At 70.3% G+C, this 15011-nt stretch carries 8 protein-coding genes; 5 read left to right on the forward strand and 3 right to left on the reverse strand.

The genetic code is table 11. The features are described 5' to 3' along the window. Nucleotides 1-52 precede the first annotated feature (52 nt). The 3 genes from ACK4SE_RS09735 (at nt 53) to ACK4SE_RS09745 (ending at nt 6674) form a co-directional block, all read left to right on the forward strand. Nucleotides 53-1756 (forward strand): DUF5597 domain-containing protein, encoded by a 1704-nt coding sequence (locus ACK4SE_RS09735; RefSeq protein ID WP_409691803.1) that lies wholly within the window; start codon nt 53-55, stop codon nt 1754-1756. Between the two features lie 14 nt (nt 1757-1770). Continuing rightward, entirely contained in the window at nt 1771-4704 is a 2934-nt protein-coding gene (locus tag ACK4SE_RS09740; protein WP_409691806.1) for a TIM-barrel domain-containing protein, read from the forward strand. Between the two features lie 137 nt (nt 4705-4841). Then, nucleotides 4842-6674: a glycoside hydrolase family 9 protein gene (locus tag ACK4SE_RS09745; RefSeq protein ID WP_409691808.1), complete on the forward strand. Its 1833-nt coding sequence runs from the start codon at nt 4842-4844 to the stop codon at nt 6672-6674. On the opposite strand, the gene ACK4SE_RS09750 is transcribed toward ACK4SE_RS09745, so the two are convergent. From ACK4SE_RS09750 to ACK4SE_RS09760, 3 genes are read right to left on the reverse strand one after another with little or no spacing between them, the layout of a single operon-like run. Beyond that, entirely contained in the window at nt 6668-7291 is a 624-nt protein-coding gene (locus tag ACK4SE_RS09750) for a 2-dehydro-3-deoxy-6-phosphogalactonate aldolase (protein WP_409691810.1), read from the reverse strand. The genes ACK4SE_RS09745 and ACK4SE_RS09750 overlap by 7 nt on opposite strands. After that, nucleotides 7288-8166, reverse strand: coding sequence for a 2-dehydro-3-deoxygalactonokinase (locus ACK4SE_RS09755; protein ID WP_409691813.1), 879 nt, complete (start codon nt 8164-8166; stop codon nt 7288-7290). The genes ACK4SE_RS09750 and ACK4SE_RS09755 overlap by 4 nt, the downstream gene beginning before the upstream one ends. A gap of 10 nt (nt 8167-8176) precedes the next feature. Continuing rightward, nucleotides 8177-10723, reverse strand: a complete 2547-nt coding sequence (locus tag ACK4SE_RS09760) for a glycoside hydrolase family 3 protein (protein WP_409691815.1) — start codon at nt 10721-10723, stop codon at nt 8177-8179. A gap of 322 nt (nt 10724-11045) precedes the next feature. On the opposite strand from ACK4SE_RS09760, the gene ACK4SE_RS09765 reads away from it, so the two are divergent. Next, complete coding sequence (locus ACK4SE_RS09765) at nt 11046-13289, forward strand: hypothetical protein (protein ID WP_409691818.1); 2244 nt, start codon at nt 11046-11048, stop codon at nt 13287-13289. After that, nucleotides 13286-14908: an alpha-L-fucosidase gene (locus ACK4SE_RS09770; RefSeq protein ID WP_409691821.1), complete on the forward strand. Its 1623-nt coding sequence runs from the start codon at nt 13286-13288 to the stop codon at nt 14906-14908. Before ACK4SE_RS09765 ends, ACK4SE_RS09770 begins: the two co-directional genes overlap by 4 nt. The last annotated feature ends 103 nt before the right edge of the window (nt 14909-15011 follow it).

The following is a 15011-nucleotide window of genomic DNA, read 5'->3' on the forward strand; positions in this document are numbered from 1 at the left end:
CGCCCGGGGCGCGCGACCGCCGCCATTCCTGTCGACGACGGCCGAGAGACTAATGACCTTTTCTGCTCGCTTCCGACCCTTCCGCCCACTCCTGGCCGCACTGGCCGGCGCGGGACTGATGCTGGCCACCGCCTCATGTGGGGAGGGCGCCGGGGAGCCGATTCCGGAGGTCGTCAGCGAGAACGGCCGCCACGCCTTGATGGTGGACGGCGCGCCGTTCTTCATGCTGACGGCGCAGGTCAACAACTCCTCCAACTATGAGGCGGCCCTGGCCGACGTCTGGCCGGCGGTGGAGTACGTCGGCGCCAACACCGTGCAGGTTCCCATCGCCTGGGAGCAGGTGGAGGCGGTGGAAGGCGCGTTCGATTTCTCGTTCGTGGACACACTGGTTCGACAGGCCCGCGAACACGACGTGCGGCTGGTGCTGCTGTGGTTCGCCACCTGGAAGAACACGGCGCCGAAATACGCCCCCGAGTGGGTCAAGCTGGACACCGAACGGTTCCCGCGCCTGATCCAGCAGGACGGCACGCCGTCCTATGCCCTGTCGCCGCACGGGGCCGAGACCCTGGCCGCCGACCGGCGCGCCTTCGCGGCTCTGATGGCCCACATCCGCAATATCGATTCTGCGCATCGCACCGTCATCATGGTGCAGCCCCAGAACGAGACCGGCACCTACGGTTCGGTGCGCGACTATTCTGCGGCCGCCCAGGCCCTGTTCGACGGCCCCGTGCCGCAGGCCCTGCTGCAGCGACTGGACCGGCAGCCGGGAACCTGGGCCGAGGTGTTCGGCCAGGACGCCGACGAGTTCTTCCACGCCTGGTCCATCGGCCATTACGTCGGCCAGGTGGCCGAGGCGGGCAAAGCGGAATACCCCCTGCCCATGTACGCCAACGCGGCCCTGCGCGATCCAGTCAACTATCAGGACCCCATGACCTATGCGTCCGGCGGGCCGACCTGGAACGTGATCGAGGTCTGGCAGGCGGCGGCTCCGGCCATCGATTTCCTGTCGCCCGACATCTATGAGCGGGGCTCGGTGGTCTATCAGGGACATCTGGACCGCTACACCCGGCCCGACAACGCCCTGTTCGTGGCCGAGACCGGCAATGACGTGCCCTATGCCCGGTATCTGTTCGACGTGATGGGCCGGGGTGGGATTGGCTATTCGCCCTTCGGCATCGACTACACCGGCTACGCCAACTTCCCCCTGGGCGCGCGGGAGGTGACGGAAGAAACCCTGACGCCCTTCCGCAACCTCTATCGCCTGGTCGCACCGTGGCAGCGGGTGTGGGCGCGCGCGGCGTTTGAAGGCAATGTGTGGGGGGCCGGGGAGCCGGACGACAGCGCCGAACAGGTGCTGGATCTGGGCGACTGGACCGCGACGGTGCGGTTCCGCCTGTGGCAGTTCGGCATGCACGACTGGACCTGGCTGGGCGAGATTCCGCCCCGTGAGCGGGCCAGCCCCGACGGCGGCGCCATCGTGGCCCGCCTGGGCGAGGACGACTATGTGCTCACCGGCTACTGGGCGCGGGTCAGCTTTGACCGCAAGCCCCTGGACGACGGGCGCAGCGGCCAGATCCTGCGGGTCGAGCAGGGCCATTTCAACGACGCGGGCGAGTGGGTGTTCGAGCGTCGCTGGAACGGCGACCAGACTGACTATGGCCTGAACTTCACCGACCGACCCGTGCTTCTGCGGGTCAGGCTGAGCGATCAGGCGCGGGCGGGCGCGGTGCGCGCCGTGGGCGCCGACCAGAATTGACGGGAGTGGAAACCATGAGACATTTGCTGACGGGCGCCGCCATGGCGCTGGCTCTGGGCGTGCCGGGCGGGGCGCTGTTTGCTCCGACGACGACGGCGGCGGCGGTGGTGCAGAGCCAGGCTGAAGAAGCCGGCGTCGAGCGCACCGCCACGGGGGTGATCGTGACCCCGGCCGAGGGACCGGCGCGGCGAGTGCGCCTGCGGGTCATGGGGCCGCGCATCATCCATGTGACCGCGACGCCTGAGGCCGACTTCACCAATCTGCCCGACAGCCTGATGGTGACGGCGGAGCCTGCCGCGACAGGCTTCGAGGTCACGACGCGGGGCGGCCATGTCTTCGTCTCCACCCCCGAGATGACCGCCGAGGTGTCGCGCGCCACGGGCCGGGTGCGGTTCCTGGATGCGGCCGGCGAGGTCCTGCTGGCCGAGCGCGCCGGCGGGCGCGAGATCAGCCCCTTCATGGTCGAGGACCAGGACGGGGTGCATTCCTTCCACTCCGTGCGTCAGGTGTTCGAGGCGGCGCCGGATGAGGCCATCTATGGCCTGGGCCAGCACCAGCAGGGGCTGATGAACCAGCGCGGCGCCGATGTGGAGCTGACCCAGCACAACATCGATTCCGGCGTGCCGTTCATGACCTCCAGCCGGGGGTATGGCGTGCTGTGGGAGAACAACAGCCTGACCCGGTTCGGCGATCCGCGCGAATACGGCATGCTGGACCAGCGCCTGATCGTGCGGGACTCCGAGGGGAATTTCGGCGGCCTGACGGCCAGCTATTTCCAGGACGGCGAGCTGGCCCTGTCGCGCATCGAGAACCAGATCAATTACGAATTCATCCGCGATCACCAACGCTGGCCGCCGGGCTTCAAGGTGCAGCCGGGCCAGCCCGCGCAGGTGGGCGACATGGGCCGCTCGGGCCAGCCCGGCGTGACCGTGACCTGGGAAGGCACCCTTGAGCCGACCGTCTCGGGCGAGCACAAGTTCCGCCTGTACGCCTCGTCCTATGTGAAGGTCTGGGTCGACGGCGAACTGGTGATGGACCGCTGGCGCCAGAACTGGAATCCGTGGAACCACGACTTCCAGATCCAGATGGAAGCCGGTCGCCGGGTTCCGATCCGGGTCGAGTGGCTGCCCAATGACGGTTACCTGGCCCTGCGCCATCTGGACCCGCTGCCGGTCGAGCAGCATCAGGCCCTGTCGTTGTGGTCCGAGGTGGGCCATGCGGTGGATTACTACTTCGTCGGTGGTGAAAATCTTGACCAGGTGATCGCCGGCTACCGCGACCTGACCGGCGACGCCGTGATGATGCCGCGCTGGGCCTATGGCTTCTGGCAGAGCCGCCAGCGCTACAATACCCAGGACGAAGTGCTCGAGATCGCCGAGGGCTACCGCAGCCGCAACCTGCCGATCGACAACATCGTGCAGGACTGGTTCTACTGGCCCGAGAACGCCTGGGGCAGCCACGAGTTCGAGGCGTCGCGCTTCCCCGATCCGGGCGGCATGGTCGCCCAGCTGCACGCCCGGAACATCAACATCATGATCTCGGTGTGGCCCAAGTTCTATCCGACCACAGAGCACTATCGCGAGCTCGAGGCCATCGGCGGCATGTACACCCGCAATGTCGAGGTGGGCGCGCGCGACTGGGTCGGGCCGGGCTACGCCAACAGCTTCTATGACCCGTATCACGAGGAGGCGCGGGCGCTGTACTGGCGCCAGATCCGCGAGCATCTGCACGGGCTTGGCTTCGACGGCTGGTGGCTGGATTCGGTGGAGCCGGACATGCACTCCAACCTGGACCGGCGCGAACGGACCCTGCGCATGGGCCCGACGGCGGCGGGTCCGGCGGCGCTGGTGTTCAACTCCTATCCGCTGGTCAACGCCGAGGGCGTCTATGAGGGCCTGCGCGAGGCCCAGCCGGACCGGCGCGCCTACATCCTGACCCGCGCCGCCTGGGGCGGTCTGCAGCGCACGGCCTCGACCCTGTGGTCGGGCGATGTGGTGCCGCGCTGGGATGATCTGCGCGAACAGATTTCGGCGGGGGTTCAGGTGGGACTGTCGGGCATTCCCAACTGGACCCACGACATCGGCGGCTTCTCGGTGGAGGATCGCTACACCACCGAGGACATCACCCCCGAGGATCAGGCTGAGTGGCGCGAGCTGAACCTGCGTTGGTTCCAGTTCGGGGCCTTCACGCCCATCTTCCGTTCGCACGGCGAGTTCCCCAACCGCGAGGTCTGGGAGATCGCGCCGGAGGGCACCGAGGTCTATGAGGCGCTCAGCGACTATCTCCGCCTGCGCTACCGCCTGATGCCCTACATCTACACCCTGGGCGCCGAGGCCTATCACCGCGACGGCACCATTATGCGCGGTCTGGTGATGGACTTCCCGCACGACGAGCGGGCCCGCCAGGTCAATGACCAGTTCATGTTCGGCCGGGCCTTCCTGGTCGCCCCCGTGCATGAGCACCAGGCGCGCAGCCGTCAGGTCTGGCTGCCCCGGGGCGCGGACTGGTACGACTTCAACAACGGCGCGCGTCATGCGGGCGGTCAGTCGATCACGGCTGCTGCGCCGCTGGCCCGCATGCCCCTGTTCGTGCGGTCAGGATCGATCGTGCCCACGGGCCCGGCGATCCAGCACACGGCCGAGGCTCTGGACGGCCCCATCACCCTGAACGTCTATGTGGGCGCGGACGGCTCGTTCGATCTCTATCAGGACGAGGGCACCACCTACGGCTACGAGCGCGGGGCCTTCGCCACCATGCCCATCACCTGGGACGACTCTGCCGGGGTGCTGACCATCGGCGCCCGTCAGGGGTCGTATCCGGGCATGCCCGCGAGCCGCACGGTCCATGTGCGCTTCATCGATGGAGCCGGCGACGCGCCGTGGACCGTGGACGCCGCGCCGCATCAGACGGTGGAGTATGCGGGGCAGGCGGTGACCGTGCGGCGCTAGGGTTCGGTCGCTGGTCCATCTGGACGGACCGCGCCTTTTGCGGGCAAGCTGCAGGCGGGGATCCGGGACGCTGAAGCCCGGAGCCTCGCCGTCGCGCAGAACGACGGCGACGAGGGAACAAGCGGGAGGAGGACCCCATGCGCCTGCGGGTGATGATCGCGGCCAGCTTTCTGGCCATGAATGTTAGCGCTAACGCTCATGCGCAGGCAGCGCCGGTTCCGCCGGTGCGGCTCAGCCAGGCCGGGTTCGAGACGGAGGGCCGCAAGATCGCGCTGGTCCCCAGCCAGGTGGAGACGCCGCTGGACTGGCGGCTGGTCGATGCGTCCGGCGCCGTGGCGGCGTCCGGGACCAGCGAACCCTTCGGCATGGACGACGCCTCGGGCGAAGCCGTGCACCGCATCGACTTCTCCGGCGCGACGACAGCGGGCGAGGGCTATCGCCTGATCGTCGGCGACATGGAGAGCCGCCCGTTCGCGATTACCGGGCGGCCTTGGGCCGGGCTGGCGGCGGACGCAGCCAGCTATTTCTACCAGAACCGCAGCGGCATCGAGATCGCGGCCGCCCATGTGGAGCGCCCCGATCTGGCCCGCCCCGCCGCCCATGTGGACGAGAGCCTGACGTGCTTTTCCGGCGAGGACATGAACGGCAACGTCTGGCCGGGCTGCGACTACGCACTGAACGTCGGCGGGGGCTGGTACGACGCGGGCGACCACGGAAAGTATGTGGTCAACGGCGGCATCGCCCTGTGGACCCTGCTGAACGCCCACGAGCGGTTCGGCGCGACCACGTTCGCCGACGGCGCCCTGGCCTTGCCCGAGTCCAGCAATGGGGTGGGCGACCTGCTGGATGAGGCGCGCTGGCAGATGGAATTCATGCTGGCCATGCAGGTCCCGGACGGGGCGCGGCTGAGCGTGCCCGTGGGCCGGTTCGAGCGCGGCGCAGCGCTGGGTTTCACCGAAGTGGACGCGGGCGGCATGGCGCACCACAAGGCCCATGACGTGCGCTGGACGGCCCTGCCCATGGCCCCCCACAACGATCCGGAGCCGCGCTTTCTCTATGCACCATCTACGGCCGCGACCCTGAATCTGGCGGCGACGGCGGCCCAGTGCGCGCGGGTCTGGCGGGAGGTGGACCCGACGTTCTCGGCGCGCTGCCAAACCGCCGCGCGGCGCGCCTTCGCCGCCGCCGAGCGCAACCCGGAGATCTATGCCGTGGGCCAGTTCCACGGCGGCGGCGACTATGGCGACAGCGACGTGCGCGACGAATTCTACTGGGCGGCGGTGGAGCTCTACGCCGCAACGGGCGAGGCGGCGTTCGAGCAGCACATGCGCGCATCGCCCCACTGGCTGGGCGCGCCGGGCGACGCCGGCGCCGACACCGGCCATATCACCTGGCCCTCGGTGGGCGCGCTGGGGACAATTACCCTGGCGACCGTCGAGACCGGTCTGGCCGAGCAGGACGTGACGCAGGCGCGGGCGGCCCTGATCGGGGCGGCCGACCGCTATCTGACGCTGCGGGACGGGCAAGGCTACGCCATCCCCTTCGGCGCGGGCGACTATACCTGGGGCTCCAGCGGCGACATCCTGAACCGGGCCATGATCCTGGCCGTGGCCCACGATCTGACCGGCGAGGCCAGGTACCGCGAGGCCGTGGTGGATGCGGCGGACTATCTGCTGGGCCGCAATGTGCTGGACCAGTCCTTCGTCAGCGGCTGGGGCGCGCGGCCGATGCAGCACCCGCACCACCGCTTCTGGGCGCCGTCAACGGCGGGCTACCCCGCGCCGCCCGCGGGCGCCGTGTCCGGCGGACCGAACAGCCGGTCCATGGCCGATCCGGTGGCCCAGGCCATGCGCGGCACGTGCGCGCCCCAGGCGTGCTGGGCGGACCATGTGGACTCCTATGCCCTGAACGAGGTGGCCGTGAACTGGAACGCGCCGCTGGTGTGGGTGGCGGCCTGGCTGGATCAGTAGCCGGCGGCCCAGGCGTCGACGAAGGCGGTCGCGCGGTCCCCCACCTCGGCCGCGCCCATGCCGGGCTTGTAGAGGGCCGAACCGATGCCGAAGCCCGAGGCGCCCGCGCGGCGCCAGTCGGCCAGGGTGTCCGGCGCCACCCCGCCCACGGCGTACAGGCGCGTCCCGGACGGCAGCACCGCGCGCAGGGCCTTGAGGCCGGCCGGCCCGGCGATCTCGGCGGGGAACAGCTTCAGGGCGTCGGCCCCGGCCGCCAGCGCCGCGAACGCCTCTGTAGGCGTAAACACACCGGGCAGGGACAGGGCCTGCAGCCGCCGGGTTTCCGCGATCACAGCCGGGTCGGCATTGGGCGAAATGATCAGGCGACCGCCCGCCTCCACGGTCTCGCGCGCGGCCTGGGGGGTCAGCACGGTGCCGGCCCCGACCAGGGCCTGACCCGCGAACCGATCGGCCAGGAGGCGGATGCTGTCCAGCGGCCGGGGCGAGTTCAGCGGAACCTCCAGCACCCGGAACCCGGCCTCGACGAGGGCGTCGCCCACGGCGGGGGCCTGCTCCGGCGTCAGCCCGCGCAGGATGGCGATCAGGGGCAGGGCGTCCAGGGTCTCCAGATCGGTCATGCGGTTTCCTTCCACAGGCGCCATAGACCGCGCGTGACGGCGGCCTCGGGATCGACGGGCGTCGAGGTCCGTCCGGCGCGGGCGAGGGCGCGGCCGTAGCGGTCGTTCAGCGCCGGGGCTCCGATCAGATGGACCGGCCCCTCGAACCCGCCGCCCGCGCCCGCGATCTCGGCGCCGATCAGCAGGCCCGACAGATAGTCAGGCGCGGCGCTGGGCGCCAGACGGCCGTCCAGCCCGGCCGTGCGCACCGAGAACAGGGCGGCGGTGAGGGCGGGATCTTCGAGCCCCCGGTCCACGCCCTCGTCGAAAGCCTCGGGGTCGAACGGGCCTTCGGTCATGCTGCGGCCGAGGATCGAGTGGGCGCGTAACACGGCGAACAGCTCTCCGGTCATGACGGTGCGCAGGTCGGTGATGCGGCCGGCCTCCATGCGCACCCATTTGGAATGGGTGCCGGGACAGACCGCCACGCCGTCGGTGAGGGCGCCCAGCACCTGAACCTCCTCGCCGCGCATGACGTCGATCAGGCGGCCGTGCTCGCGCTTGCAGACACCGGGGACGATGCGGACGCCGGGCGCGGCCTCCGTCAGATGCGCAACCAGATCCGCGAGGGCTGCGGGCGTCTCCACATAGGGCGCCTCGACCCAGCCGCCGCGCGCCCCGGCCATGCCGCAGATCAGCACCGTGGCGCCGTTCGCCCGCCAGTCGCCGATCACATCGTCCAGCACCGCGGCGAACCGGTCCGGCGACAGGCTCGCCGCGCCGCGATCATCCGCCCGACAATCCAGCACCGCGCCGTCGCCGTCCATGGCGAAGGCGCGCAGGTTGGTGGTGCCCCAGTCGACGCCGACCAGGGCGATGGCGGATCGTTCTCTCATGGGCGTCAGTCTAGTCGGTCGGGCACACCGCGTCGCCTTCGTTGGAGGCCAGCCGCACGGTCTCGAAGCTGACGGCGAAGGCGGACGCCGTGCTCAGGCCGAACGGCTCGGACACCTCGGCCACATTGGCCCCGGCGTCGCGCAGACAGGACAGGCGCACCTTGATCTCGCGCCATTCGCCGATGGGCGCCGCGCCGAAGATGCGCGTCATGTCGACCATGCCCTCGTCCAGCGTCAGGAACACCGGACCTGTAGGGGCCGCATCGACGCGGTAGCGGAAACCGATGGCCATCTCGCCGTTGGTCTGGCGGGTCAGGTCCACCGGCGCAGCCGAGATGTTGGCCACGCCGCCGTCCCCGGAGAACACCAGCGCCCGGGCCGATTCCTGCGCCGAGCCGTCGGCGGAGCGCACGGTCACGCCGTCGCGCGGGCTGGCGCCGGAAGCCTCCTGGCCCAAACGCCGTTCGCCGCCTGCATCGCGCAGGGCCAGCGACCAGGGCGGGGTAAAGCGCCCCTCGGTGAAGTAGCGGTCCGGGTTCGCCGCCGCGCCGGTGACGCCGGACTCTTCGCTCAGCGCGGGAACCTCGCCCGGCCGGGCGTAGGACAGGCCGTGGCCATAGGCGAACAGGGGGTCATAGCCGGTCTGTCCGGCGTTCAGCGGCCCCTGCACCGCCGTACGTGGCCACGAGAACGACAGGGTTCCGGTGAAGTCGTGGCGCGGGGCACCCGCCGCGTCCCCGATCAGAACGTCGGCGATGCCGCCGCCTTCCGCGCCCGGCAGCCAGGCGGCCACGAAGGCGTCCGAGGCGTTGATCTCCGGATTGGTCCACATGGGCCGCCCGGACAGGAACACCGAGACGGTAGGAATGCCCTGGGCCTGAAGCGTGCGCAGGGTCTCCAGCGGCTCTTCGGGCACGAAGTCCAGATGCTCCACATCGCCCTGGAACTCGGCATAGGGCGTCTCGCCGAAGACGACGATGGCCACGTCGGGGCGGGTGTCGAACGAGCCGTCGGCCGACAGGGTGGCGGCGCCGCCAGCTTCGGTCACGGCCTCCTCGATCCCTTCCCAGATGGACTGGCCGTTGGGGAAGTGCTCGCGCCGGTTGCCCGTGCCCTGCCAGGTCAGGGTCCAGCCGCCCGACGCCTGGCCGATGTCGTCCGCCGCGGCCCCGGCCACCAGGATGTTGGCGCCCGCGCGGATGGGCAGGACGCCGTCGTTCTTGAGCAGCACCAGCGACTGGCGCACCGCGTCGCGGGCCACGGCGCGGTGCTCCGGCGCGCCCAGATGCTGGAACTGGCCTTCCAGCGCGCGGCTGGCCGGCCCTTCGGACTCGAACAGGCCCAGCTTGACCTTGACCCGCAGGATGCGGCGCACGGCCTCGTCCAGACGCGCCATGCCGATCTCGCCCGAGCGCGCCTGCTCAAGGGTGTTCTGGTACAGGGGTCGCCAGCTGTCGGGCGCCATGACCATGTCGATGCCGGCGTTGAAGGCGGCGGCGCAGCTTTCGTTGGAACAGCCCGGCATCTGGCCGTGGGCGTTCCAGTCCGAGACCACGAAGCCGTCAAAACCCAGCGGGCCCCGCAGCACGTCGGTCAGGATGGTGGGGTTGCCCGTGTGCTTGACGCCGTTCCAGCTGGAGAAGCTGGCCATGACCGTCAGGATGCCCGCATCGATGGAGGGCGGATAGCCCGCCGCGTGGATGTCGATCAGTTCGCGCTCGGTGATCTGCGCGTCGCCCTGGTCGGCTCCGTTCAGGGTGCCGCCGTCGGCGAGCCAGTGCTTGGCCGATCCGGCGATGCGACCGGCCGCCAGAGGCTGCCCGGAAACCAGCTCGCCCTGAAGACCCAGCGTGACCGCGCCCGCATAGGACGCCACGATCTCGGGATGCTCGCCATAGCCCTCATAGGCCCGGCCCCAGCGGTCGTCGCGGGGCACGGCCACCGTCGGACCGAAGGTCCAGTCAGCCCCGGTCACCGCCACCTCCAGCGCCGTGACCTCGGCGATGCGGCGGATCAGCTCCGGATTGCGCGCGGCGCCCAGGCCGATGTTGTGCGGAAAGAGGGTGGCCCCAACCACATTGTTGTGACCGTGAACCGCGTCGATGCCGAAGATCAGCGGAATGGCCGTCCCGCCGCGCGCCGCCGCCGCCTCGCGGAACGCCAGCGCCAGATCCAGCCAGGCCTGGGGCGAGGCGTAGGCGTCGCCGCCCGGTTCGGAATTGCCGCCCGCCAGGATCGAGCCCAGCGGATAGATGGCGAGATCTTCGGGCGTGATGGCCGAGATGTCCGCCTGGATGGTCTGGCCGACCTTCTCCTCCAGCGTCATGCGGCTCATCAACTCGGTGATGAAGGCCTCGGTCGCCGCATCCGTGATGCCGTCCGGCGTGGCGCTTGCGGGCCAGTTGGCCGGGTCCGCGCGGGCGTCGTCGGACACGGGGATGTCCGCGCCGGCCGGAACCGGGGCGGGCAGATCGACCGATTGCGCCGAGGCGCAGGCGGCGGCGGACAGGGCCAGGACGGCCGTGGTCGCGGTCAGGAAGCGGCGGCTATGGATCATCAGGACCTCCCCAGGACTGATTTCTTGGTGGGCGGACAAAGGGACGGCGCGACCGCGGGTGCGATCGCGCCGGAAGTTCGCTCAGGGTTCGGACGCAAACACGCGGGTCGTCGCGCGACGCGGACTCAGGGGAAGGGCGCGGCCGTCGGCCATGCAGATTTCACTCCCCCGGAGCCAGCTCGAACGGCGGCTCTCGTTTTTACCAGTGCAAACTTGATGCATAGGTGGCAATCGTGTCAACTGTTATTCCGTTAGCGCTATCACTGTCGCGCGAGTACGCCGGAACGGCAACCGCGATCTGTCGCCCTGGGGAGGGACCGCCATGTCTGCACGCCTGACGCTCGTTCTGATTCTGGCCCTGCTGTGGCCCGTCACCGTCACGGCGCAGGACGCGGACTACGTCTGGCGCAATGTGACGGTGGGCGGCGGCGGGTTCATTCCCGGGGTTGTGTTCAGCCCGATCGAGCCGGGTCTGGCCTACGCGCGCTCGGACATGGGCGGGGCCTATCGCTTCGACGCGGCGCTGGACCGCTGGGTTCCATTGCAGGACGACGAGGCGGAATCCAGCTTCTACGGCGTGGAGAGCATCGCGCCGGACCCGGTGGACCCTGACGTGGTCTATGCGGCGGTGGGCATGCACCGGGGCGGGCGCGCCGCCATCCTGCGCTCGGCGAACCGGGGCGAGACCTGGAGCACCCATCCCGTGGACTTCCCCATGGGCGGCAACGAGGATGGCCGGGGCCTGGGCGAACGGCTGGCGGTCGATCCCAACGCCACGGCGGTGCTGTATTTCGGATCGCGCCACCACGGGCTTCAGCGCAGCGACGATCATGGCCGGACCTGGCGGCGGGTTGCGAGCTTTCCCCATGCCGGGCGAGGCGTCCCGCCGCAGGGCCAACCCACCAATCCCGGCATCAGCTTCGTCCTGTTCGACGCCCGAAGTGGCGCGCCGGGGCACGGCAGCGCGGTCATTCTGGCGGGTGTGGCGGACGACGGGGCGCAGGGCCTCTATCGCTCGGACGACGGCGGCCGGAGCTGGCGACGGCTGGACGGCGGGCCCGACGGCCTGTCGCCGGTCAAGGGGGTGATCGACGCGCGCGGCGTGCTCTACACCACCTGGACCCGGGGCGTCGGCCCGAACGGGGTGACCGACGGGGCGGTCTGGCGACTGGATCTCGACAGCGGCGACTGGCGCGACATCACCCCGCCCCACGAACCGGGAAGCGGCGGCTTCATGGGCCTCGACGTGGCGCGGGACCAGCCGGGCGTGGTGATGGTCTCCACCCTGAACCGCTGGCGGCCCGGCGACACCCTGTGGCGCACCACCGACGACGGCCGGCGCTGGACCAGCCTGCGCGAACAGGCGGTGCGCGATGTGAGCGAGACGCCGTTCCTGTACTGGGGACTGGACGACCCGGACTTCGGCTGGTGGATCGCGGCCCTGGCCATCGATCCGTTCGACGCAGACCACATGGTCTATGGCACCGGGGCGACGCTGTACGCCACGCGCAATCTGGGCGCGGCAGACCAGGGCGCCCCGACCCGCTGGCGCCCTTGGGTGAACGGCATCGAGCAGACCGCCGTCATCACCCTGGTCAGCCCGCGGGAGGGGCCACCGCTGCTGACCGGTTTCGGCGACATCTCCGGCTTTGCCCATGAGGACCTGGACACCTCGCCGACGTTGCAGTTCAGCACCCCGGTGTTCGGCAACACCAACGGCATCGACTACGCGTGGCATGCGCCCGAGATCGTGGTGCGCTCGGGCACGCCGCATGAGGGCGTCGGGTCGGACGGCGCGGACGGCTCGACCCTGGCCTGGTCGGACGACCACGGGCGAAGCTGGCGGCCGCTGGGCCGGCCCGCGCCCGCCGCCGATCCGGAGGCGGCGCAGAACCCGCGCATGGACCTGTACCGGGACGCCCCCATCACCGTGTCGGCGGACGGGGAGACCTTCGTGGTCGCCACACCCCGGCCGGTTCTGAGCCGCGACCGGGGCGCGACCTGGCGGCCGGTGCAGGGCCTGCCGCTGCTGGCCCGGCCGGTGGCGGACCGGCATGATCCGTTGTTGTTCTATGCGGTGGATTTCGCTTCGGGCGACTGGTTTGTCAGCGTGGACGGCGCCGCGACCTTCGCGCCTATGCCCAGTCGGGGCCTGCCCGACGAGCTGTGGCGGGACCAGCCCCACTGGCGCGAGATCGCCTTTTCCCTGCGCGCCACGCCGGGTCGCGACGGCGACCTGTGGTTTGTGTCCACGCGCGGCCTGTACCGCTCCCTCGACGGCGGCCAGCGTTTCCAGCGGGTCGACAGCGATGTGGCCGTGCGGTCCATGGACTTCGGCGCCCCCATGCCGGGCCACGACTATCCGGCGCTCTACGCCATCGGTGAGCGGGACGGGGTGCTGGGCATCTATCGGTCCGACGACGCGGGCCGAGCCTGGCTGAGGGTCAATGACGACCACCATGAATATGCCCGCCGTTACCGGGCGGTGGCGGGCGATCCGCGCCTTCCCGGCCGGGTCTATGTGGCCACCGACGGCCGCGGCGTGGTTTATGGAGAACCGAGATGACGGGCGGATTTTCGAGACGCAGCCTGCTGGCCGGCGCCGGCGGACTGGCGCTGGCCGGATGCGCCACGGTCCCGGCGGCGACCGGGCCGTTCCGGGCGGACTGGGGCTCGCTGATCGCAGGCTACCGGACGCCGGACTGGTTTCGCGACGCCAAGCTGGGCATCTGGTCCCACTGGGGTCCCCAGTGCGTCCCCGAGGCCGGCGACTGGTACGGCCGCCAGATGTACCAGCAGGGCAACCCGGTCTACGACCACCACCTGGCCACATACGGGCATCCGTCCGAATTCGGCTTCGTGGAATTCATCGGGCGCTGGCGGGCGGAGGCCTTCAACCCCGAGGCGCTGCTGGACCTCTATGAGGCGGCGGGGGCGAAATACATCGTCTCCATGGCCAACCACCACGACAATCTGGACATGTTCGCCAGCGCCCACCACGACTGGAACACCACCCGCGTCGGGCCGGGGATCGATATCGTCGGGAGGTGGGAGCGGGCGGTGCGGGGGCGGGGCCTGCGCTTCGGCGTCTCCAACCACGGCGCCCACGCCTGGCATTGGTGGCAGACGGCCTATGGCTATGACCCCGAAGGCGCGCGTGCGGGCGTGCGCTACGACGCCGCGCGGCTGCGGCGTCAGGACGGGATCGGGACGTGGTGGGAAGGGCTGGACCCCCAGGCGCTCTATACCGGCGCGACCATGGCGCCGCCGGACGGCATCGACAGCATCGCGGCCATGAACGCCTTCCACGACGCCAACAGCGGCCAGTGGATCGAGACCATTCCCGCCAACGACCCCGGCTTCGCGGCCAACTGGGCCCTGCGGCAGCGGGATCTGGTGGACCGCTACCGGCCCGACTTCGTCTATTTCGACAACTACGGCCTGCCGCTGGAGCACCACGGCCTGGAGGCGACGGCCCACCTCTACAACGCGTCGCTGAACTGGCGCGGCGAACTGCCGGTGGTCACGGGCAAGCGGCTGACGGTCGATCAGCGTCGCGGCGTCACCGAGTCGGTGGAGCGCGGCTTTCTGACCGAAATCCGCGACGAGCCGTGGCAGACCTGCACCTGCATCGGTGACTGGCACTACAACCGCGCCCGCTTCCGCGACCGGTCCTATGTGCCGGCCAAGGCGGTGATTCAGCGGCTGGCGGACGTGGTCTCCAAGAACGGCGTGCTGTTGCTGAGCATTCCCCAGCGCGGGGACGGGTCCATCGACGCGGAGGAGGCGGCGATCCTGGGCGACATGGCCGCCTGGATGGCGATCAACGGCGAGGCCATCCACGGCGCGCGCCCGTGGCGCATCTGGGGCGAGGGCCCCACCGAAATCCGCGAGGGCATGCACGGCGAGGGGGCCGTGGGGCCCTTCACCGCCGCCGACGTGCGGTTCACGGCGAAGGGCGAGACGCTCTACGCCATCGCCATGGACTGGCCCGAGGATGGGCGACCCCTGCGGATCACCAGCCTCGGCCGCCGCGCCATGGACGGCCGGGCGGTTCAGGCGGTGGAGTTGCTGGGCGCGAGCGCCGTCGCTTTCGAGCAGACCGACGATGCCCTGACCGTGCGCCTGCCCGGGACGCGCCCGGTCGCCTTCGCGCCGGCGCTGAGGGTGCGCGGCCTGATCTGACCCGCCCCGGCCCCATTGGCGCCGGGGAAAGCCTGTGAAATGGTAGCGATAACAAGAGGTGTCAAAAGACGCCGATGATCGCCGCTCGGGCGACGGGAGGACG

The organism is Brevundimonas sp. (assembly GCF_046293315.1).
Taxonomy (GTDB): domain Bacteria; phylum Pseudomonadota; class Alphaproteobacteria; order Caulobacterales; family Caulobacteraceae; genus Brevundimonas.